The 21,256-nt window shown below is 72.6% G+C and carries 19 protein-coding genes; 8 read left to right on the top strand and 11 right to left on the bottom strand.

Features of this window, described 5'->3' with window-relative positions; genetic code table 11:
* Positions 1-91: 91 nt before the first annotated feature.
* From OHS18_RS10850 to OHS18_RS10840, 3 genes are read right to left on the bottom strand one after another with little or no spacing between them, the layout of a single operon-like run.
* Positions 92-1,024, bottom strand: coding sequence for a DMT family transporter (locus OHS18_RS10850; RefSeq protein WP_328453414.1), 933 nt, complete (start codon positions 1,022-1,024; stop codon positions 92-94).
* A 2-nt stretch (positions 1,025-1,026) separates the two neighbouring features.
* Positions 1,027-1,977: an N-acetylglucosamine kinase gene (locus OHS18_RS10845; protein WP_328616880.1), complete on the bottom strand. Its 951-nt coding sequence runs from the start codon at positions 1,975-1,977 to the stop codon at positions 1,027-1,029.
* A 2-nt stretch (positions 1,978-1,979) separates the two neighbouring features.
* Positions 1,980-3,119 (bottom strand): SIS domain-containing protein, encoded by a 1,140-nt coding sequence (locus OHS18_RS10840; RefSeq protein ID WP_328616879.1) that lies wholly within the window; start codon positions 3,117-3,119, stop codon positions 1,980-1,982.
* A gap of 377 nt (positions 3,120-3,496) precedes the next feature.
* Here OHS18_RS10840 and OHS18_RS10835 point away from each other — a divergent pair, with 377 nt between their 5' ends.
* The 3 genes from OHS18_RS10835 (at position 3,497) to OHS18_RS10825 (ending at position 6,774) form a co-directional block, all read left to right on the top strand.
* Complete coding sequence (locus OHS18_RS10835) at positions 3,497-4,351, top strand: DeoR/GlpR family DNA-binding transcription regulator (protein ID WP_328453420.1); 855 nt, start codon at positions 3,497-3,499, stop codon at positions 4,349-4,351.
* A gap of 319 nt (positions 4,352-4,670) precedes the next feature.
* The gene (locus OHS18_RS10830; protein ID WP_328616878.1) at positions 4,671-5,408 is read left to right on the top strand and encodes an endo alpha-1,4 polygalactosaminidase; all 738 of its coding nucleotides are present in this window, start codon (positions 4,671-4,673) and stop codon (positions 5,406-5,408) included.
* 166 nt (positions 5,409-5,574) lie between these two features.
* Positions 5,575-6,774 (top strand): cytochrome P450, encoded by a 1,200-nt coding sequence (locus OHS18_RS10825; protein ID WP_328616877.1) that lies wholly within the window; start codon positions 5,575-5,577, stop codon positions 6,772-6,774.
* A 122-nt stretch (positions 6,775-6,896) separates the two neighbouring features.
* Here the strand turns inward: OHS18_RS10825 and OHS18_RS10820 are convergent, their stop codons facing one another.
* A complete protein-coding gene (locus OHS18_RS10820; protein WP_328616876.1) occupies positions 6,897-8,531 on the bottom strand; it encodes a vWA domain-containing protein in 1,635 nt (544 codons plus the stop codon).
* A gap of 167 nt (positions 8,532-8,698) precedes the next feature.
* Here OHS18_RS10820 and OHS18_RS10815 point away from each other — a divergent pair, with 167 nt between their 5' ends.
* Entirely contained in the window at positions 8,699-11,701 is a 3,003-nt protein-coding gene (locus tag OHS18_RS10815) for an AfsR/SARP family transcriptional regulator (RefSeq protein WP_328616875.1), read from the top strand.
* Here OHS18_RS10815 and OHS18_RS10810 read toward each other — a convergent pair.
* Complete coding sequence (locus OHS18_RS10810; RefSeq protein ID WP_328616874.1) at positions 11,685-12,461, bottom strand: Calx-beta domain-containing protein; 777 nt, start codon at positions 12,459-12,461, stop codon at positions 11,685-11,687. The genes OHS18_RS10815 and OHS18_RS10810 overlap by 17 nt on opposite strands.
* Positions 12,462-12,626: 165 nt before the next feature.
* The gene (locus OHS18_RS10805) at positions 12,627-13,196 is read right to left on the bottom strand and encodes a dihydrofolate reductase family protein (RefSeq protein ID WP_328616873.1); all 570 of its coding nucleotides are present in this window, start codon (positions 13,194-13,196) and stop codon (positions 12,627-12,629) included.
* Positions 13,197-13,278: 82 nt separating this feature from the next.
* Between OHS18_RS10805 and OHS18_RS10800 the strand changes: the two genes are divergently transcribed.
* On the top strand, positions 13,279-13,872 hold the full coding sequence (locus OHS18_RS10800; RefSeq protein WP_328616872.1) for a TetR/AcrR family transcriptional regulator: 594 nt from the start codon (positions 13,279-13,281) through the stop codon (positions 13,870-13,872).
* A gap of 13 nt (positions 13,873-13,885) precedes the next feature.
* Here the strand turns inward: OHS18_RS10800 and OHS18_RS10795 are convergent, their stop codons facing one another.
* The 5 genes from OHS18_RS10795 to OHS18_RS10775 all read right to left on the bottom strand — a co-directional run bounded on the left by OHS18_RS10795 (position 13,886) and on the right by OHS18_RS10775 (position 18,668).
* Positions 13,886-15,085 (bottom strand): IS30 family transposase, encoded by a 1,200-nt coding sequence (locus OHS18_RS10795; protein WP_328616326.1) that lies wholly within the window; start codon positions 15,083-15,085, stop codon positions 13,886-13,888.
* A 122-nt stretch (positions 15,086-15,207) separates the two neighbouring features.
* A complete protein-coding gene (locus OHS18_RS10790; RefSeq protein ID WP_328616871.1) occupies positions 15,208-16,365 on the bottom strand; it encodes a PrsW family intramembrane metalloprotease in 1,158 nt (385 codons plus the stop codon).
* Positions 16,362-17,003 (bottom strand): hypothetical protein, encoded by a 642-nt coding sequence (locus tag OHS18_RS10785; RefSeq protein ID WP_328453434.1) that lies wholly within the window; start codon positions 17,001-17,003, stop codon positions 16,362-16,364. Before OHS18_RS10785 ends, OHS18_RS10790 begins: the two co-directional genes overlap by 4 nt.
* Positions 17,004-17,115: 112 nt before the next feature.
* Positions 17,116-18,036, bottom strand: a complete 921-nt coding sequence (locus OHS18_RS10780) for a trypsin-like serine peptidase (RefSeq protein ID WP_328616870.1) — start codon at positions 18,034-18,036, stop codon at positions 17,116-17,118.
* Positions 18,037-18,098: 62 nt separating this feature from the next.
* Entirely contained in the window at positions 18,099-18,668 is a 570-nt protein-coding gene (locus OHS18_RS10775; RefSeq protein WP_328453438.1) for a TetR/AcrR family transcriptional regulator, read from the bottom strand.
* A 139-nt stretch (positions 18,669-18,807) separates the two neighbouring features.
* On the opposite strand from OHS18_RS10775, the gene OHS18_RS10770 reads away from it, so the two are divergent.
* The 3 genes from OHS18_RS10770 to OHS18_RS10760 are packed head-to-tail and all read left to right on the top strand — an operon-like array spanning position 18,808 to position 21,251.
* Positions 18,808-19,368, top strand: coding sequence for a hypothetical protein (locus OHS18_RS10770; protein WP_328616869.1), 561 nt, complete (start codon positions 18,808-18,810; stop codon positions 19,366-19,368).
* Positions 19,369-19,395: 27 nt separating this feature from the next.
* Entirely contained in the window at positions 19,396-20,352 is a 957-nt protein-coding gene (locus OHS18_RS10765) for an alpha/beta hydrolase (RefSeq protein ID WP_328616868.1), read from the top strand.
* Positions 20,349-21,251, top strand: coding sequence for an NADP-dependent oxidoreductase (locus tag OHS18_RS10760; RefSeq protein ID WP_328616867.1), 903 nt, complete (start codon positions 20,349-20,351; stop codon positions 21,249-21,251). The genes OHS18_RS10765 and OHS18_RS10760 overlap by 4 nt, the downstream gene beginning before the upstream one ends.
* Positions 21,252-21,256: the final 5 nt, after the last annotated feature.

Raw genomic sequence — 21,256 nt, 5'->3', positions numbered from 1 at the left:
ACGGTGCTGAGCGGCCTGCGGCTGGTGGACAGCGGCGGCGCGGACCAAAGGTGACCGCCTCCTGGACCCGGCCATCCGCGGGCTGCACACGTCATGACACCGATCCCCGCGGATCGGCGGTGACGACGGGCTCTTCGCCGGTCTTCTCCGAGCTGTAGACCATGAGCGACGAGCCGACGAGTGCCAGGACGATCCCGCCGAGCTGGAAGGCCGTCGGCAGGGTCTGGAAGACGATCAGCGACAGCACGATGGTCAGCACCGGCGCCAGCGCGTTCGTCACCGGCGCGACGATCGAGGCCTTCCCGCGGCTCATGGCCATCACGAGGAAGAGCGCGCCGACCGCGTTGAGCAGCTGGGTGATCGCGGTCAGCGCGGGCGCCTGCCAGGGGAACGACAGCGGCAGGCCGCCCATCATGATCAGGGCGACCGGGATCAGCAGCAGGCCGCTGACCGTCATCCAGCCGAACGTCGTCGCGTCGTTGACCCCGACGACCGCGGCCTTGCGCATGAAGTACGCCTGCACGCCCCACGCGACGCACACCAGGATCGCCAGCAGCAGGTACGGACCGGTGGCTTCGCCGGCGTCCCCGGAGGAGACCGAGAACAGGACGATGGACACCAGCGCGAGCCCGACGCCGATCCAGCTCAAGGCGCTGAGCCGCTCGCGCAGCGCGCCGAACGCCATCAGGACCGTGATCGCCGGCGACAACGCGACGATCGGGAAGATGATGTAGGCCGGGCCGATGGTGAGCGCCTTGAACAGCACTAGCTGCCCGCCGGCGCCGGTGAGCCCGATCAGCAGCCCGTACACCGCGGCGATCGGGCGGCGGTCGATCTTCCGCCCGCGCAGCGAGAAGTAGGCGGGGATCAGCATCGTGACCGACCAGATGACGTAGACCATCGGGTCCGGGTACTTGTAGAGCGACGTAGGGAGGCTGGAGAACGCGCCCCAGACGCCCCAGAACAGGACCAGCAGGCCGGCGTAGGGGATCCAGGCGGCGCGACGATGGGTCGGGGTCGTCATGGTCAGCCTCTCGAGGTCAGCGGCGGGGTGAAGGTGTGGCCGGAAAGCCGGGCGGCGTAGACGGCCGCGCCGACGTGCGGGGGCAGCAGCGGCTCGCGCAGGTCGTAGGCGTGCGGGCCGTCCGCGAGCGCCTCGCGGAACGCGGCCAGCACGTGCGGGGCGCCGAACATGCCGCCGGAGTAGGAGACGGGCACGGTCTCGCCCGCCTCGAACCCGAGGGCGTCGGCGCCGACACCCACGTGCAGCGCGAGTTCCCGGCCGGCCTCGCGCAGGATCTCGAGGGCGGCCGGGTCGCCCGCGTCCGCGGCGCGCGTGACGACCTTGCTCAGACCGGCGATCTTCCCGCGGTCCCCGTGCCACCGGTTGACGACGACGTCGATGGCGTCGAGGTCGGTGGCCAGGCCGAGCTCGGCGCGCAGCTCGTCGGCGAGGACACCGGCGGGCCGGCGCCCGTCGCTCATCCGGCTGAACGCCGCCAGTCCCTTGACCGCCACCCAGTAGCCCGAGCCCTCGTCGCCGAACAGCTCGCTCCAGCCGCCGCCGCGCCAGCTGCGTCCCCGGTTCTCGCCGTAGGCGATCGACCCGGTCCCGGCCACGACGTTGATGCCGTCGGCCCCGCCGAGTGACGCCGCCCAGCCGCAGATCATGTCGTTGCCGCACGCGTAGCCGACCGGGCCCAGGATCCGCCCGGGCAGCGCGTCGAGCACGGGGACGTCGGCGCTGATCTCGCCGTAGCAGGGGATGCCGAAGAAGGCGTGGGTCAGCTGGTCGGCGGAAACCCCCGCCGTGTCGCAGACTTCGTCGATTCCCTGGCGCAGCAACGGTTCGACGATGTCGATGCCCTGCATGAGGTAGTAGATGCTGGCCGTGCGCGCCTCGGCGACCACCTCGCCGTGCGTGTCGACGACGCAGAACGCGGTCTTGGTGCCGCCGCCGTCCACTCCGAGAAACATGGTCAGACCTCCGAAGGTCGGGCGAACGCGTGGATGACGACGCCCCGCACGACGCGGTTGACTTCGCCGCCGGGGAAGGGGTTGTCGGGTGCGAGGCCCCGGGCGACCGAACACGCGAGGGCGATCGCCTGCGCGGGGATGACGGCGACGAGCGCGCGCACGGCGTCCGGCCAGCCGGCCGTGCCGGGCAGCGGCCAGCTGCGGGCGCCGCCCGGAGCCTCACCCGCGCCGCCGACGGCGAGCACCCGGTCCGGGCCGAGGGACCGCACGAGCTCGCGGGTGATGTCCTCGTCGTAACCGCGGGTGTAGGGGTCCGCCGAGTGGAAGACGACGGCGGTGGTCGCCTCGTCCAGGACGGCTTTGGGGCCGTGGCGGAACCCCAGCGGCGAATCGCTCACGGCGACGACCGTGCCGGCGGTCAGCTCGAGGCACTTGAGGGCGGCCTCCAGCGCCAAGCCCTTCAGTGCGCCGGAACCCAGGTAGACCAGGCGGGCCGGCTCGGCCGCGGCGACCGCCGCCGCCCGGCTCCCCGCGGTGTCCAGCACGGCCTCCGCCGCGCAGGCCGCGGCTTCGACGTCGACCTCGAGGCCCAGGCAGAGCAAGGCGGCCAGGACCATGCCGGTGAACGACGAGGTCATGGCGAACCCGCGGTCGTTCAGTTCCGGGGGAAGGGCCAGCACGACGGCGTTCGCGGCGCCCGACCACCGGCGCGCGAGCTCGCCCGACGCGTCGCAGGTGATGACGAGGTGGTGCGCGGCCGGCGCCAGCCGGTCCACGAGGCCGGCCGCCGCGGCCGATTCGGGGCTGTTGCCGCTGCGGGCGAACGAGACCAGGAGCACGGGCCGATCGCCGGCGACCACCGAGCGGGGGCCGGCGACGATGTCGGTCGTCGCGATCGCCTCGACCTGCCGGCCGAGGTGCCGGGTGAGGTCGGGTGCCACGACCTCACCGACGAACGCCGACGTGCCCGCGCCGGTCAGGACGATCCTGGTCCGCGGGTCCGCCAAGGCCTCGCCGAGAAGCCGGTCGACGCCGGAACGGGCGTGCGCCACGGTCCGCGCCACCCGGCGCCAGGCGCCGGGCTGCTGCCGGATCTCGGCGGCCGTGCGGCTGTCGCCCCACTGCTTCTCGTCCACTGCCACGCAGGTCACCTTTTCGCTCTCCGGACGGGTTCCGGCGGCTCGAGTCGCCGGGACGGGTGGGTACGCGTACCGGACGGGCCGCGCAGAGAGCGCTTTCACCGGCCGGGGCGTCGTTCCGCGGCGGGTGGTCCGGGTATCCCGCCGGTCGGCGAGTGGTCCTTTACTACGCGTCCGCGCGATCGCCGAGCAAGACCTGGTGCGCAAACGAGCATCGCGAATGTTCGTTTGCGCGGTCGTGTGTGACACCGGAGACCGAAACGTAGTGCGCCGAACGGCCGAATCATCGCGGAACGTGGTTGTCCTGTGTGGACATCGTGCTGCCGGGAACGCGCACATCCGATGTGCGAATTCGTTCGAAACGCCAGTACCGTGGGAACATGAGCATTCCCACCGCCGCCGCTCCCGTCGCGGAGAAGCGCCGTCGCGGCCGCCTCGCCCGTCCCGAGCGCATGGCGCAGATCCTGCACGAGCTCAGCGAATCGGGTTCGCTGCACGTCGGCGACCTGTCCCGCCGGTTCGGGGTGTCCGAGGCGACGCTGCGCCGGGACCTCACCGCGCTGGAGGAACAGCGGCTGCTCACCCGGACCCACGGTGGCGCCCTGGCCCAGGAAGTGGACTACGAACTGCCCGTCCGGTACCGGGAAGCCCAGTCGCGGGACGGGAAACGCGCGATCGCGCGCGAGGCCGTGCGCCGGTTGCCGCCGGAGCCGCACGTGATCGGCCTGACCGGCGGCTCGACCACGGCGGCGCTGGCGAAGGAACTGCCCCAGCGCGCGGACCTGACCGTCGTCACCAACGCGTTGAACACGGCCATGGACCTCGTGTTGCGCCCACGGGTGAAGCTGGTGGTGGTCGGCGGCGTCTCCCGGCCGCGGTCCTACGAGCTGGTCGGGCCGTGGGCGGAGCAGGTGCTGGCGTCCATCAACATCGGCACGGCGTTCATCGGCGTCGACGGGATCGACGTGGCGGGCGGGCTCACCACCCACGACGAGAACGAGGCGCGGACCAACCGGGCGATGCTCTGCCGGGCGCAGCGGGTGGTCGTCGTGGCCGACGGCAGCAAGCTGGGCCGGCGCACGCTGGCGCGGATCGCGGACGTCGGCGAGATCCACGAGCTCATCACGGACTCCACCGCCGACGAGGACGCCGTCGCCGCGATCCGGGCGGCCGGAGTGCGGGTGACCGTGGTCGACGTCTTCCCGGGAAAAACGGTCAGCCGATCGCTCGGCTGAGCCGGGGAAAGAATCGCGGTAAACGGTCGAACGATCGGCGTTCGCGGTTTCCGGCGCGCGCTCCGGAAACGAACATCGCGCGTGCGCGGTTGTTTGACGTTCCTTAACCGGCCGTTTATGTTACGCGGGTCACAGTCCGGCCGGATGGCCTTCCCGCGTCGATCGCGTGGCCTTCGCCGGCCGGACTCTTTCCCGCACGCCGGTTTGCCGCGGAATCGGTGTGCCTGATTACGTGGAGCCCGATGTGAAACTCTCGCACGGTCGTAAATCGTGGTTGGCGACGGCTGTCACGGCCGCCGCTTTGACAGCGTCCGGATTGGTGGCGACGGCGGGAACGTCGTCGGCCGCGGTGACGCTGCCGCCGCTCGCCGCGGCGTGGGACTACCAGATCGGCGGGGCGTACACCCCGCCGTCCGGGGTCAAGATCGTGAGCCGGGACAACTCGGACTCGGCGGCGAGCGGGCAGTACAACATCTGTTACATCAACGCCTTCCAGGTCAATCCGGGCCTCGACGGCCAGTGGAGCAGCGACCTGCTGCTGCGGGACGCCAACGGCACCAAGGTCGTGGACGAGGACTGGGGCGAGACCCTGCTCGACCTCCGCACCGCGGACAAGCGCACCCGCGTCGCGGCGAAGATCAACGGAATCATCGACAGCTGCGCGGGCAAGGGTTTCCAGGCCGTCGAGCCGGACAACTACGACAGCTACGAACGGTCGGAGAACCTGTTCGGCGCGACCCAGGCCCAGGACTACATCAAGCTGCTGTCGAGCCACGCCCACACGAAGGGGCTGGCGATCGCCCAGAAGAACACGTCGGACCTGGCCGGCAACCGCAGCGCGAACGGCCTGGACTTCGCGGTGGTGGAGGAATGCGGCCACTACACCGAGTGCGACGCGTACACGGGCCCGTTCGGGAACCGGGTCGTCGACGTCGAATACACCAATTCGGGCCTGAGCAAGGCGTGCGGCTCGTATCAGGGCAAGATCAGCATCGTCCAGCGTGACGTGGACGTGGTTCCCGCCGGCGAAAGCGGCTACGTGCGCAAGACCTGCTGACCTCGGGTGCCGTTGCCCCGCCACCGCCGCCGGGCGAGGCGGGGCAGCGGCCCCGGCGGTGCACCGCGGCCGGCCGGGCCGGCCGCTCCGGTGACGTGTTGACCAACTCGCCCCGCCGTGGGTTCACTGGAGGTGACCGCGTCTTCCGGCACTGGAGGTAAGGCCCGTGGAGCCCGACGTCTTCGAGTACCCGTTCCGCTATCCCGGCGCGTTCGAACCACCGGCCGAATGGGCCCGGCTGCGGCGGGAGTGCCCGGTGGCGCGGGTGCGGCTGGAATCGGGTGACGAGGCCGTGCTGCTCACCCGCCACGAAGACGTCAAACAGGTGCTGGCCGATCCCCGGTTCAGCCGTCAGATGGACGCCGACGACGCCGCGCGCCTGACCGCGGACGAGTCGGGTGGCCCGTTCGGCGGGGAGAACACGGTGGCGACCGGGGAGGCGCACCTGCGGTGGCGGCGCATCGTCGGGCGGTACTTCACCGCCAAGCGCATGGCCGACCTGCGGCCCAGGATCGCCGAGATGACCGAGCGGTTCGTCGGCGACATGGTGCGGAAGGGCGCGCCGGCGGATCTCGGCGCCGCGGTCGGTTTTCCGTTGCCGGTGTGGGTGATCTGCCACCTGCTCGCCGTCCCCGACGCCGACCGGGACCGGTTCGCCTACTGGTCGGACACCCTGCTGAACCTCAACCGCTACCAGCAGAGCGAGATCGACGCCGCCCAGGCCGGTTTCGTGGCGTACCTCGGGGATCACATCGCCGACCGCCGCGCCCACCCCGGCGACGACCTGATCAGCGAGCTGGTGGCGGTCCGCGACGCCGATGACGGCCGGCTGTCGGAGGGCGAACTGCTGATGACCGCCCAGGGGCTGCTGATCGCCGGGCACGAGACCACGTCGAGCATGATCGGCAAGATGGTGGCGATCCTGCTGGCCGACCGCAGCCGCTGGGAACGCCTGCTGGCCGAACCGGACCTGGTCCGCACCGCCGTCGAGGAACTCCTGCGCTTCGACACCATCGCCGGGTTCGGCGTGCCCCGCTACGTCAGCGCCGACGTCACCCTGTCCGCCGGGACGATCGCCGCGGGCACGACGGTGATCTGCCAGGTCGGCGCGGCGAACCGGGACCCCGAGGCCATCGAGCGGGCCGACGAGCTGGACGTGACCCGCGCCCCCAACGGGCACCTCGCCTTCGGCGCCGGGCCGCACTCCTGCATCGGGCAGGCGCTGGCGCGCACCGAACTGCAGACGGTGCTCGAAGTGCTCCTGCGAACGCTCCCGACGCTGGAGCTGGCCGTCCCGCCAGAGCGGCTGCGACCGACCGAGGGCCTGATCGTGGGCAGCCTGCACGAGCTGCCCGTGCGGTGGTGACCCGCCGGTACCCGGTGTCCGGTAAGGGATCCCGCGCCGGCGGGTGAGCCGGACCCGGCGGCCCGGCGTGCCGAAGGCCACCTCGGGACGCGCCCGAGGTGGCCTTCGGAACCGTGGTCGTGCTACTCGGTGGAGAGCTGGAACTCGACGCCGCCGAGGTCGTCCTTGCCGTCGGACTGCGACATCCGGAACACGAACTCACCACCGGCCGCCGCGTCGGTCGCGGTGAACGTCACCGCGGTTTCGAGGCGTTCCTTCGGTTCGATCACCAGGCCCTGCAGCGTCGCCTGCTGCGGGTCCACGATCTCGACCTCCGTCTCGCCGACCGGCCGGACGCCGACGCCCTTCTGGCCGCTCTGGCGCCAGCGCTCGGCGAGCACCTTGCCGAGGTCGACGACCACCTTGCCGGGGCCGCCCGCGAACGGCTTGCCGGGCTGGGTGAAGACCAGGTCCGTGGTCAGCCGGTCGGCGATCGGGTTGCCGAGGGTGAACGGGTGGGTGGTGCCCACGCCGGGCTTGAGCTTGATCGTGTCCACGTTGTGCCACGCGATGTTGTTGTTGTTCCGCGTGTTGGTGAGCGTGTTCGAGCCGGGCAGCTCGGGGTAGTTCATCGGGTCGGTCGCCGAGATCCACCGCGCCAGCAGGCAGAAGTGGCCGGGACCGGGGACGCCGGCCCAGACGACCGGGACCTGCACGCTCCCGGGTGCCACGGTGACCGTCGCCGAGGAGCCGACCGGCACCCAGTCCGTCGGCCACAACGCCGCGCCGCCCTGCGCGGTGTAGGAGACCTCCACGTGGCCGGTCGACGCGCCCGCGCCGTACGGGCCCGGATTGTTGAGCGTCACCACGACGTAGTTCGTCGCGCCGACGACCGGGTTGATCGGGGCGCACGGCGGCAGCGACGCGCACACCTTGATGTCCGGGCTCGTCCAGATCGGGTTCAGCGCGTGCGGGGCGACCCCGCTGTCGGCGGGCGCGTCCTTGATGAAGACGTCCGTCTTGCGGCAGTTCTTCAGCGCGTCGAGGATCGCGGTCCCCGCGCCGGCGCCGCTGGCGGGCGTCGCCGCGTAGGTGCCGCCGGTCGTGGTGGCGTAGTCCTGCATGATCGTCGGGATGACCGGGTAGGCCGTGCTCGTCTGGACGTAGACCGACGAGATCTTGATGGCCTTGGTCGCCGCCTGCACCGCCCGGAGGTGGGCGTTCGCCTGGTCGGCCGCGGCGAACGCGTCGTCGAAGCCGCCGGGGCGCGCGTCGGTCACCAGGATGACCATCTTCGTCGCGTTGGTGCGCCAGACGCCGGAGAAGTTGCCGACCTGCGGCCGGCCGGTGGCGGGCAGGTTGTTGACCGCCGTGTTGACCGCCTCGTCGGAGGCCTCGGGCTCGTTGCCGCCGCCGGTCGCGGTGAGGGCGTTGATCTGCGGGGTGACCGTGCCCAGGTTGAGCGCGGTGAGGTCGCTGTGCACGGTGACGTTGTCCTTGAACGTCACCAGGCCCAGCTTGTAGTCGTTGCCGGAGTTGGTCTGCACCGCGGTGGCGATGTTGCCCAGCTCGTTCTTGATGGTGGTCAGGGCCGGGCCCATGCTGCCGGTGTCGTCGATGACGAACGTGACGTCGAGCGGCCCGCACGGCGACTGGGCCGCGGGTGCGGCGGCCGGGGTGGCCGCCGCGGTGAACACGGGCAGGAACGTGGCCGCGACGGCGACCGCGAGCGCGGCCACGAAGGGTCTGCGGCGCCGGTGGCGCAGAGTGGTGGTCATCCGGGTTTCCTCCACGGGAGTCGGGGGCGGGACTGCCCCGAGCGTCGCCCCGTGTGGTTGTGAACGGGTTGTCGCTCTCCCGCAGATCAGCTGGTTGGCTGTTTTCGCACCGCATCCGCGTGGTTACGCTCGCTGAGCCGTTGTGGCGCGCGGGAAGGAGCTGGGGGGTGTCCCAACCCGGGGAACTGCGCGTGCTGGGCCCGGTCGAAGCCGTGGGCCCGGCCGGGCTCGCGACGCTGCACGGAACGCGGCAGCGGGTCGTGCTCGGGGTGCTGGCGCTGCACGCGGGCACGGTGCTGCCGATCCCGCGGCTCGTCGACGTGCTGTGGGGCGAGGACCCACCGCGCACGGCCGTCAAGACCCTGCACAGCCACGTCGCGCGCCTGCGCCGGGCCTTGGACGTCTGCGGCTTCCCGGCCGTGCTGGTCACCCGCGAGCCGGGCTACCTGCTGACCGTCCCGCCGGTGACGGTCGACGCGCACCGGTTCGAGCAGCAGGTGCGCGCGGCCGCGGCGGACCTCGCGTCGGGCGCCGTCGAGCGGGCGGCCACGACCCTGCGCGCCGCGGTGACGCTCTGGCGCGGGGACGCCTTCGCCGACGCGGCGCTGTCCGGCTGGGGCCTGCGCGAGGTGGACCGCCTGCACGAGCTGCGGCTCTCGGCGGTGGAGGACCTCTGGGACGCCGAACTGCGCCTCGGCAACCACGAGGAAGCCGTCCGCGAGCTGCCGCGCCTGCTTGCCGCGTTCCCGACGCGGGAGCGGCTGACCGGCTTGCACATGCTGGCGCTGTACCGCTGCGGCCGGCACACCGACGCGCTCGACACCTTCCAGCGGCTGCGGCGGCGGCTCGCCGACGAGTTCGGCGTCGACCCCGGTCCCGAGCTGCTCACCCTGCACACCGCCATCCTCCGCCGGGACCACGAGCTGGCCCCGCGGCCCGCCGAAGCCGGACCGTCCCAGCTTCCCGCGGGCGTCGGCCACTTCACCGGACGCGACGACGAGCTCGCGTCGCTGGACGCGGCACTCGAGCAGAGCGAACGGCCGGTCGTCGTGATCTCGGGCGCCGCGGGCATGGGGAAGACGGCGCTGGCGCTGCACTGGGCGCACCGGATCGCGCCGGCGTTCCCGGCCGGGCAGCTGTTCCTCGACCTGCGCGGCCAGGACCCGGCCGAGGCGATGCCGGGGGCCCGGGCGCTCGCGCACCTGTTGCGCGGCCTGGACGTGCCGGAGGAGAACATCCCCGGCGACCCGGCCGAGCGCGCCGCGCTGTACCGCTCGCTGCTGCACGGGCGCCGGTGCCTGGTCGTGGTGGACAACGCCCGCGGGCTCGACGACGTCCTCCCGCTGATCCCCGGCACCGGCCCGGCCCTGCTCGTCGTCACCAGCCGGCAGACCCTCGCCGCGCTGAGCACCCGCCACGCCGTGCACCCGGTCGCCCTGGACGCCTTCGCGCACGCGGAGTCGCTCGCCTTGCTGAACCGCGTGCTCGGCGCGGAACGGGTGCAGCGCGAGCCGGGGCCGGCCGCCCGGGTGGCGCGGCTGTGCGGCGGGATGCCGCTGGCGTTGCGCATCGCCGCCGCCCGGCTGGTGGGCGCGCCGAAGCGGCCGCTGGCCGAGCTCGCCGCCGAGCTGGCCGGCGCCGGGCGCCTCGACACCCTTGCGGTGGAAGGGGATTCACGCACGGTCCGGGCCGTGCTCGCCACCGCCTACCTCCCGCTCGGCGACGCGCAGGCCCGGTTGTTCCGCCGGGTCGCGCTGAGCCCGGGGGCCACGTTCACCACCGCGCTCGGCGCGGCGCTGTGCGGGATGACGTCCGATGCCGGGGAACGGGCGGCCGCCGGGCTCGCGGCCGCGCACCTCGTCACGGCCGCGGGGGAGGACCGGTTCCGCTTCCACGACCTGATCCGCGAGTTCGCCCGGCAGTGCGCGCGGGCCGGCGAACCCGCGGCCGCCCGCGCGGCGACCGGCGACCGGCTCGTCGACTGGTACCTGCTGGCCGCGGCCGCCGCGAACCGGGCGCTCGACCCGAACCGCGACCTCGTGACGCCGGTGCCGCGCTACGCCGCGCCCGCGGTCGACGTCGGGGCCGACCGGCACGCCGCGCTGGCCTTCCTCACCGTCGAGCGCGACAACCTGCTGCCCGTGGTGCGGTTCGCCCGCGAACACGGCCGCCCGGAAGCCGCCTGGCAGCTCACCTACCTGCTGACCAGCTTCTACGACACCGCCGGTCACTGGCACACCCGCGTCGAGCTGTGCCGCCAGGGTGCGGCCGCCGCGACCGAACTCGGCGACCCGCTGGCCGAAGCCGAGATGCTGCGGGCGCTGGGCGTCGCGTACTTCATGACCCGGCGGCTGCAGGAGGCGCTCGACACCAACGCGGCCGCGTTGCGGACGGCCCAGGCCGCCGGGGACGTCCAAGGCGAGGGGCACATCCACAACAACACCGCCAACGCCTACGCCGAACTGCGCCGCTTCGAGGAGGCCATCGCGTCGCACCGGCTGGCGGTGGCGCGCAACGCGGAGGCGGGCAACGACCTCGGCCACGCGCTGTCGCAGCGCAACCTCGGCCACACCTACGTCCGGATGGGCCGCGCGCAGGAGAGCCTCGACCCGCTGACCGAAGCGCTGGCCACGTTCCGCGAGCTCGGCAACGCCCGTCTGGAGGCCGCCACCCTCGACACGCTGGGCGAGGCGCACCTGCAGCGCGGCGACCACCGGACCGCGCTCGCGCACCTCGGCGAGGCCATCGCGGTCAGCCGGGCGATCGGCGACCGCTGGCTCGAATGGGAGTCGCTGCTCGACGCCGGCCGGGCCCACCTCGGGCAGGGCGACCACGCCGTCGCGCTGGCGCACTTCGGGCAGGCGCTGGACCTCAGCCGCGACGTCGGCGACCGGCACGGGGAGGCGTCGGCGCTCGAACACCTCGCCCGCGCCCGGCTCGGCGCGGGCGACCTGGCCGCCGCGCGGGAGCACCTGGAACGCGGGCTGGCGCTGCGGGCCACGGTGCCCGACGGCTACGAACAGGCGCACCTGCACCGCGACCTCGGCGAGCTGGAGGCCCGGCTCGGCCGCCCGGCCGACGCGGCCCGGCAGTGGGCCACGGCCGCCGCGTTGTACACCCAGGCCAACGCGACGGCCGAGGCCCGCGAGGTGGCTAACCGCCGGGCTTGATCGTCACCTCCGTCCGCGCGTTGCCGAGCGTGCCCGCCGAGGGCGAGAACAGTTCGAGCACGAACTTGGCTTCCCCTTGGGGTGTCAGGAGTTTGACCACGGCGTCGCCGCCGCTCGCCCCGGCCGGGATGGTGAGGAGCGCGTCCTTGACCGGCACGTAGGCCGGTTCGCCGGCACCGACCGGCAGGGTCCGGTAGTGCACGGTCACCGGCGCCTTCGCGGGGGTGCCGAGGTGCACGCCGACCGCGCAGACCTTCCAGCAGATCTTCCCGCCGTCGGTCGAGACCACCACGGGCGGCCCGTCGGCCCCGTCGTCGTCGAGGACCCCGCCCGCGGCCAGGTCGTCGGCGAGGTTCAGCCCGACCGGGTCGTACAGGCGCAGCAGGAAGGGTTCGTTGGGCTCCGGGACGGCGTCCTTGAGCACGTCGACCGAGACGGTCCGTGGGCTCGCTTCGCCGTTCCAGCTCAGCTGCCCGTGCACCGGGACGTAGTCGGCCGCGCCGGTCGCGCCGGGGGAGCCGTCCTCGGTCTTGTAGGAGACGGTCCCGGTCGGCGCGCAGCCGGTGACCGAGACGGTGAAGGTGAAGGTGGTGTAGGCGGAGTCGCCGGGGGCCGGGGTGCCCTCGTAGAGCGTCCGATCGGTGACCGACACGGAGGCGGAGGAGCACCCTTGGGCCGGTGCGGCCGCCGCCGCCACCGCCACGGGCGCGGGTGCCGAGCCGAGCAGGAGCACGACCGCCGCGAGCACCGCTGATCCCATGCGAGCCACCCCTCGAGTCCGGGCACGCGGGAGCAGCGCGCCGCCGGGTATTGGCGTACCGCACCCCGGTTGTGACCGGGTTGTGAGAGCCGGCAGTTGTGTCGTGAGGGGCACCCTCAGGGACCTGGAGTCCCTGAGGGTGCCCCTCACGACATGAGCGTGGTGTCAGGCCGGGTGGTAGGTGGTGACCGTGCCGCCGTGGCTGAACGTCCGGGTCTCGGCCGGGGTGAACGGCCGCGGCCGGAACGGGCCGCTGAACGCCGGGAGGCCGTGGCCCGCGACGACCGGGTAGCGCTTGAACACCAGCTCGTCGAGCTCCGGCAGCAGCTCGCCCGCGAGCCGGGCGCCGCCGCAGAGCCAGATGTCCGCGCCGGGCTCCTCCTTGAGCCGGCGGACGGTGGCCACGGGGTCGGTGATCAGCTCGACCGCGGGATCGGCGATCTCCCCGAGCGTCGTCGACGCCACGTATTGCCGCAGGTGGGTGTAGGGGCTGGTGACGCCGGCGTCGAGCCCGGGCCGGTAGGCGCCGCGGCCCATCAGCACGGTGTCGAACCGCTTGTTCGGCGCGCCGTCGAGGCCGATGTGCGGCCGGATGTGGCTCGGCATCGTCTCCGGGAACTCCGCCCGGAGGTACTCGACCATGTCCGGCGCCTCCGGGTAGAAGTCGAACTCGCCACCCGGCCCGGCGATGAACCCGTCGATCGAGACGGCGATGTAGTAGACGAGCTTGCGCACGCGACCCCCGGAATAACTCGAGTTGTAGTACTTTGCCTGTAGTGGTTTCACGATAACACTACAGACGGAGTGGTCTCAAGCGATGGCGCGACGCAATCCGGAACGACGGGCGGCCCTGCTCGACGCGGCGATCGAAGTCCTGGCGGCGGACGGCGCGCGCGGACTGACGTTCCGCGCGGTGGACCAGCGGGCCGCGGTGCCCACCGGCACCGCCTCCAACTACTTCGCCGGCCGCGAGGAGATCCTCACCGGCGCGGGTGAGCGCGTCTACGAACGCCTGGTCCCGGACGCGGCGACGCTGGCCGCCCCGTTCGACGGCCCGCGCGACCGCGCCCGCCTCGCCGAGCTGATGCACGACCTGGTCGAGCGCGTGGCGGCGTTCCCGACGGGGTTCCTGGCGCTGCTGGAGCTGCGTCTGGAAGCGGCCCGCCGGCCGGAGCTGCGGGAGGTGCTGACGAAGCGGATCCGCGCGGACCTCGACTTCAACGTGGAAAACCACCTGAAGACGGGCCTGCCGGGCGACGCGACGACGGTCAAGCTGCTGTGGCTGGCCTTGAACTGGCTGATCATCGAGCGCCTGACCCTGCCGGACCTGCTGGCCCCGGAAGAGCGCGACGCCCTGGTCGACGCCCTGGTCGAGCGCCTCGCCCCCGGACCCCGGCCCCCAAGTCCGTGAAGGCCTGGCGGATTCACGCGGTGGTTGCAACACCTGGTGTCTGCTGATCCAACAGTAACGCCGTGAGGACCTCGGCTGGTGTTCGCCAGCCGAGGGTCTCCCGCGGCCGTCCGTTCAGCTCTTCGGCCACCCGCACCAACTCCGCCGCGTTGTGCTGGGACAGGTCGGTGCCTTTCGGGAAGTACTGACGCAACAGGCCGTTGGTGTTCTCGTTGCTGCCCCGCTGCCACGGCGAATGCGGGTCACAGAAGTAGATCTGCAACCCGGTGTCCAGGGTGATCTTCTGGTGATGGGCCATTTCCTTGCCCTGATCCCAGGTCAGCGAGCCCAGCAGCAACGGCGGCAACGCCGCGATCATCTCCGTCATCGCCGCCGCGACGGTGGCGGCGTCCCGTCCGTCGGGTAGGTGCAGCAACATCACGAACCGGGTCTGGCGTTCCACCAGCGTCCCGATCGCCGACTTGTTGTCCTTGCCCAGGATCAGGTCCCCTTCCCAATGCCCCGGAACGGCCCGGTCAGCGACCTCAGCCGGCCGTTCACTGATGTTGACCATGTCCTGGATCCGGCCCGAGGGTCGTTCCCGGCGGGCCTGGGCTTGACGTCGTGGCATTCGCAACGCCCGCCCGGTCCGCAGCGCGGTGGTCAGTTCCCGGCGTAGCGCACCCCGGCCCTGCACATACAGCGACTGGTAGATCGTTTCGTGTGACACCCGCATCTCCGGCCGGTCAGGAAAATCCAGCACCAGTCTCTCGGAGATCTGCTGGGGTGACCACTTGCGGTCCAGCCCCGCCTGCACGATCTTCCGCAGCACCGGGTCGGCCCGCAGTTTCGCGACCTTCGGTCGTTTCGCGCGGTCGTCGGCGCGGTGCTGGGCCGAGCTGGCCCGATACGCGCCGGTCAGGCCAGTGTTGCGGGCCAGCTCCCGTGACACCGTCGAGGCCGGGCGTCCGATCGCCCGGCCGATGGCGCGGGGGCCGTGGCCTGCAGCTTTCAGGCAGGCGATCTCGTCCCGTTCAGCGATACTCAACCGGAGCGGGCCGGGCTGGCGGGGTGCATTGCTGATCACCCCGCCAGCTTGACGGAACAGCCGCACTCCGGTGGTCGGGGCGAAGCCGGCCGCTTGCGCGGCCGGCTTCGCCGCTGTCCCGGCCCGGACCTGGTCCCAGAACTCCAGCTGCACCGACCTCGGCAGCCAGCGATGCACTCGCGCCATCTGCAACCCCACCCTTCATCGAGGTGGTGTTGCGATGACCTCATGACTCCGAGCCTCCTTGAGGGACTCAGAGTCCCTCAAGGAGGCCTTCACGGACTTGATGTCGCGGGACGCCCCGGGACTCAGGGGGCCGGGTGCTGGAGGCGCAGGACTTCTGCTCGGGCGTGGGCGACCCGGTCGGTCTCCCGGCCGCCCGCGTGGGCGATCTCCCGGGCGAGGTCGCTCGCGGCCGCCATCCGGTGTCTCGCCGCGCGGCGGCCGTGGACGTGCTTGCGGTAGGCCTTGCGCTGCTTCCGGAGCCCGCTGACCGCGTCGAGCAGGGCCGGGTCGAGCACGCCCGCCTCGGCTTCCGGGCCCAGCAGTTCGCGGGTCCACGTCCGCTCGCGGCGGGCGGCGTGGCGCAGGACGGAGAACAGGAACGTGAGCTCGACGGCCGCGATCACGAACGGCAGCACGGCGACCAGGGGACCGTTGCCGCCCAGGCCGTTCATGTCGTCCCACGCGAAGTGGAACACCATCGCCACCAGCATGGTCAGCACGCCGCGGACGACGTCGCGCTCACCCGGCACCCGGCCCAGGACCCACATCAGCCCGGCGCAGAAGATGGCGCTGAACAGCGCGTGCGACACGATGCCGGACGCGCCGCGGACGAGGAACACCTGCAGCGACGCGCCGATCTGGTCGGTGCCGAAACTCTGGGCGGCGCCGTTGTAGACGTAGAGGAGGTCCTCGAAGACCTGGAAGCCCAGGCCGATGAAGGCGCCGATGATGGCCCCGTCGTAGACGCTGCGGACGAGCCGGGGCGCGAGCCCGATCAGCAGGACGAGGCCGAGGGCCTTCGCGAACTCCTCGTCGATCGGGGCGGTGAGCCCGGCGGCCCAGTCGGCGGCGAAGGCCGTGCCGCCGAGCTTCGTCCACAGCTCCAGCAGGGCCGTGTTGGCCGGGAGCGCGATCCAGAACGTCGCGGCGATCCCGCCCCAGGCGAACGCCGTGGTCAGCAGCCGGCCCGGCTGCGCCGTGTAGCGGTTCTGGTGGCGCAGCAGCACCAGCCAGGGCACGAGGTAGAGCCCGAACAGCAGGATCCCGCCGGTCAGGGCCGGGGTGTAGAAGCCGCCGTCGCCGCCGAAGAAGCGGAACATCCCGAGCGCGCCGCCGCCGACGCCGACGAGGTACACCCAGAACGCCAGGTTGTGCGGCTGGAAGAAGCGGAACGGCAGGCCCCAGCCGGACTGCTCGATGGCGGCGAGCTGGGTCGTCTTGGTCTCGGACGTCGTGGTCACCGGCCCGCTCCCGGGGTGATGCTGCGCAGGACGCCGCCGATCTCGTCGCGGTACCGCTCGAACTGGCCCGGCGCGGTGCGCACCCGGAACAGCAGCGCGGGCGCGGTGTCCGCCGCCTGGCCGCGGCCGGCCACCTTGAAGGCGACGTCGAGCCCGTCACCGCTCGGCGACGTCGTGCTCTGCGCGACGCCGGTGAGCCCGGCGGTGGTCGTCACCGTGCCCCGCGCGCTGTCGATCGCGGGGGCGTCGTCGCCTTCCGAAAGCCGCACCTGGTCGAGGAAGGCCGCCGCGGTGCCGTCGTAGGGCGCGCCGCGCAGTTCGATCGTCGCGCCGCCCGTGGCCAGGACGACCTGCAGGGTCGCCGGGTTCGCGACGGCGGTGCCGGTCAGCGTGCCGTTCTGCAGCTGCCAGCCCACCGGCGGGACGGCGGTCGCGCCGTCGCCGAGGTCGAGCAGCTCACCGGCGCGGATCTCGTTGTGCCAGGGGATCGCGGCGTTGAGCGCCGGCAGCCCGTACGCGAGCACCAGGGCGATGGCGAGCGCGATCAGGGCCGGGGTGAAGGTCCGGCGGTCGAGCCCGAGGAGCCGGTGCTCGACCGGGACCCAGCCCGGCGGTGGTTCCGGCGCGGTGACGGTCAACGAGCACCTCTCTCCCATGGTCGGATTGCGGTCATCAGAACACGCACCGGCCCACCGCGGCGATCACCGCGGTGGACCGGGTGAGGGGTGCACCCGTGCGGGTGAATCCGGGTCAGAGCTGCCCGGCGCGCTCGTACAACGCCCGCACCGGATCGGTGAACGCGGCGCTCGTGAGGTCCTGGGTGACGCCGTCCTCGGTCATCGTTCCCCGGCTGGTGACGCCGAAGACGGTGCCCCTGCCGGTGGCGGGGTCGAAGTTCCGCAGCCACGGGCCGCCGCTGGAACCGCCGGACAGGTCGCAGTCCGTCTTCCAGTCCGACAGCACCGAGTTGACCTCGAGGGTGGCCGGCCGCGCGCAGGACAGCAGCGCCTCGCCGCCGGCCAGCCGCGAGACCGGGTAGCCGAGGATCGTGGTGTCCACAGGGGACGGTGGCTGCGCGAACGAGACGTCCTGGGTGCCCGCGACGTCGGCGGCGTGCCGGCCGCCGACCGGATCCAGGGCGAGCACGGCGTCGTCGTCCGTGCCGCTCATCGGGCCCGAATAGGTGGCGGACCAGGCGAAGGCCCGGACCGGGAACACGCCGTACGGCGCCTTCCCGCGGTCGTAGCCGGGGACGAACACGACGTTGACGATCTTGATCGGGTTGTCGAAGCGGTCCAGGCCGCCGTTGACGCAGTGCCCGGCCGTGAGCGCGACGTCCTTGCTGGAGCTCGGGACCACGGTCGCGGTGCAGGACTCGTCGACGCCGGGTTCGGCGGTGAAGAACAACCGCCCGACCCCCGCCGGCACCGGGCCGTCCCACAGCCGGCCGAGCTTTTCGGCCGGGGGCAGCCAGTCCTCGCCGACCCACTGGCGCATCCGCTCCGGTGTCCAGTGGGCCAGCGCCGCGGCCCGGTCCGCCGCGCTCACCCGCGTCACCACCTGGTCGACTTCGGCCGCCGTGGCCGGGGCGGCCAGGACCGCCGCCGCGGTGCCGGCCACCGCCAGCAGGGTGACGGCTCGGGAAAAGGCGCGGCGCGGGTTCGTGGTCATACCCGGTGGACGCCCGCCCGCCGGTGGGGTTGTTCGCCGAGCGGGTGATCTTGAAACCGGGCTCAGGGCGCGACGGAAGCGTTCCGGTAGCTCAGGATCCCTTCGACACCGAGCAGGAACGTCTCGCAGATCGGCGCCGGGTCGGTGAGGCAGCCCGCGGCCATCGCGCCGTCGCGGAGCATGACGAAGTGCCGGGCGGCCGGCTCCGGCGGCGTCTCCCCGGTCTGCGCCAGCAGTTCGGTGACGGTGTCCAGGAACCACTGCCGGTGGGCGAGGACGGCCTGGTGGACCGGGTGGGCGGGATCGGGGTACTCCGCCGCGGCGTTGAGGAACGCGCAGCCGCGGAACCCGGGGGAGCGGATGCCGTCGGCGATCGACCGGGCGACCGCCCGGACGACGTCGGCCGCGGCGCCGCCACCGGCCCGGGCGGCCTCGGCCTGGGCGCGGATCGCCTGGTCGGCGGCACTCAGGTAGGCGACGAGCAGGTCGTCCTTGCTCGCGAAGTGCCGGTAGAGCGTGGCGCGGGTGACCGACGCTTCGGCGATGATCCGGTCGACGCCGACGGAGTGGAGCCCCTCCGTGTAGAACAGCCGGGTCGCGGTGCTGAGCAGCCGCGCTCGTGCTTCGGACACCTGAGATCCACCTCCTGGTTCGTGACCTCCACGGTAGCAGATAGAACGGTCGGTCTTGACGGCTCGGCCGTCCGCTGCCATAGTCGTCGGCAGCAAGACCGATCGTTCTATCTACCTCGCAGTGTCCGAAGGGGAAAACATGACCACCACCGTTCCCGCCGCCGACGTCGCCTCGTCGTTGCGGCGGCTGTACTTCGTCCGGTTCGGCTTCGCCGTCGTCTGGGCCGCACTGGTGTTCGCGACCGGGTCGGACCTCGGGCCGGCCGGTGTCGCGCTGCTGGTGCTGTACCCGGTGTTCGACGTGGTCGCCGCCGTCGTCGACGTCCGCGCTTCGAAGGCGGCCCAGTCGGTTTCGGTGCTGTACGTGAACATCGCGATCAGCCTGCTCGCCGCCGTCGGCCTGGCCGTGGTCGGCTCGGGCGGGATCGCCGGCGTCCTGCGGGTGTGGGGGAGCTGGGCCGTCGTGGCCGGCGCCGTCCAGCTCGTGGTTGGGGTCCGCCGCCGTGCTCTGGGTGGTCAGTGGCCGATGATCCTCAGTGGTGGCATTTCCGTGCTGGCCGGGGCGTCGTTCGTCCTGCAGTCCACAAAGGACGGAGCCTCGCTGACGAACCTGGCCGGGTACGCGACGCTCGGCGGGATCTTCTTCCTCGTCTCCGCGCTGCGCCTGGGCCGTGCTCGGCGACGCGCCGAACTTGCCTGACTAAATTTAGTCAGTTAATGTAGTGGTATGCGCACCGACACCTTCCCCGCTCCGGCCACCGTCAGCGAGCAGGCACAGGACTGGCTCGCCCTCGACCAGGGCGAACTGACCTACCCGGCCCTGGACGACACCGCCGGCTGGCTCGCGCTGGCCGAGGAGGCGAACCGGTCCACGGCCCGGCGCTTCCCGGTCGCCGAGCTGCCGGTCACCGTCGAGGACCTCGACGTCGACGGCGTCACCGTGTACGCCGCGAGGCCCGACGGCGTCGGGAAAGCGGCGGACGAGCCCGTCTTCCTCTGGATGCACCCCGGCGGCCTCGTGGTCGGCGGCGGGGACGCGTGCCGGCTGACGACGGCGCGGACCGCGTCGGGCACGGGGCTGCTCGTGTGGGGCGTGGACTACCGGCTGCCGCCGCGGCACCCGTACCCGGCCGGGCTCGACGACGCGCTCGCCGTGTACCGGCACCTGCTGCGGGACCACGATCCGTCGCGGGTGTTCGTCGGCGGCGACTCCGCCGGCGGGAACATCGCCGCCGCCCTTCTGTTGCGCGCCAAGGACGCCGGGCTGCCGATGCCCGCCGCCCTGGTGCTCAACACCCCGCAGGTCGACCTCACCGAGTCGGGTGACACCTTCCGGACCCTGGCCGGCGTGGACAACGTCCTGCGCAGCCTGCGGGTGCCGAACGCGCTCTACGCCGCCGGGGCCGACCTGCGGGAGCCGTACCTCTCGCCGGTGCTGGGCGACCTGACCGGCTTCCCGCCCACCTTCCTCCGGAGCGGCACCCGCGACCTGTTCCTCTCGAACACCGTCCGGATGCACCGCCGGCTGCGCGACGCCGGGGTGGCGGCCGAGCTGCACGTGTTCGAAGCCATGCCGCACGCCGGGTTCGGCGGCGACAGCCCGGAGGACCGGGAAGCCGTCGCCGAACAGCGGCGCTTCCTCGGCCGGCACGGCGCGACCGCGCCGGAGAAGGAGGACGCGTGAAAGCCGCGCGGTTCAGCCGGTTCGGCCCGCCGGACGTGCTCGAAATCGTCGACCTGCCCGACCCGCGCCCGGCCGCCGGGCAGATCCGGATCGCGGTGCGCGCGGCCGGCGTCAACACCGGCGACTGGCTCAAGCGGCAGGGCCTGATGGACCGGGAGCTGCCGCAGACGCTGGGCTACGAGGCGGCCGGGATCGTCGACGAACTCGGCGAGGGCGTCACCGGGGTGGCCGTCGGGGACCGGGTGTTCGGGCTGTCCGAGGGCGGTGCGGCGCAGGCCGGCCGGACCGTGCTGTCCTGGTACGCGCCGATCCCGCCGTCGCTGGACTTCGCGTCGGCGGCCGCGTTGCCGGTCGCGGGGGAGACGTCGGCGCGGGCGCTCGACCAGCTCGGCGTCGAGGCCGGCGCCACGCTGCTGGTCAACGGCGCCTCGGGCAGCGTCGGCACCGCCGCGGTCCAGCTCGCCGTGGCCCGCGGCGCCCGCGTGATCGGCACCGGAAGCGCGGCCACGCACGACTTCCTGCGGTCGCTCGGGGCGGAACCCGTCACGTACGGCGAAGGCATGCCGGAACGCGTGCGCGCGCTGGCGGCCGACGGCGTGGACCTCGCGCTCGACGTCGCCGGCAACGGCGTCCTGCCCGAGCTCGTCGAGCTCGCGGGCGGCCCGGAGCACGTCGTCACGGTCGCGGACCTCGCCGGCGCGCAACAGCACGGGGTGCGGTTCAGCCGAGGCGACGCCGGACGCGCGTACTACTCGCTGGCGGAGATCGGGCGGCTGGTCGAGTCCGGGCGGTTCGTCGTCCGGGTCGGCGAAACCTTTCCGCTGGCCGGGATCGCCGAGGCGCACCGGGCCGGCGAGTCCGGCCGCGTACGCGGAAAGCTCGTACTGCTGATGGGTTAGCGCGC

Origin of the sequence: Amycolatopsis sp. NBC_00355 (genome assembly GCF_036104975.1) — a bacterium.
GTDB lineage: Bacteria > Actinomycetota > Actinomycetes > Mycobacteriales > Pseudonocardiaceae > Amycolatopsis.
This window is presented reverse-complemented; position numbering and strand designations above follow the sequence as displayed.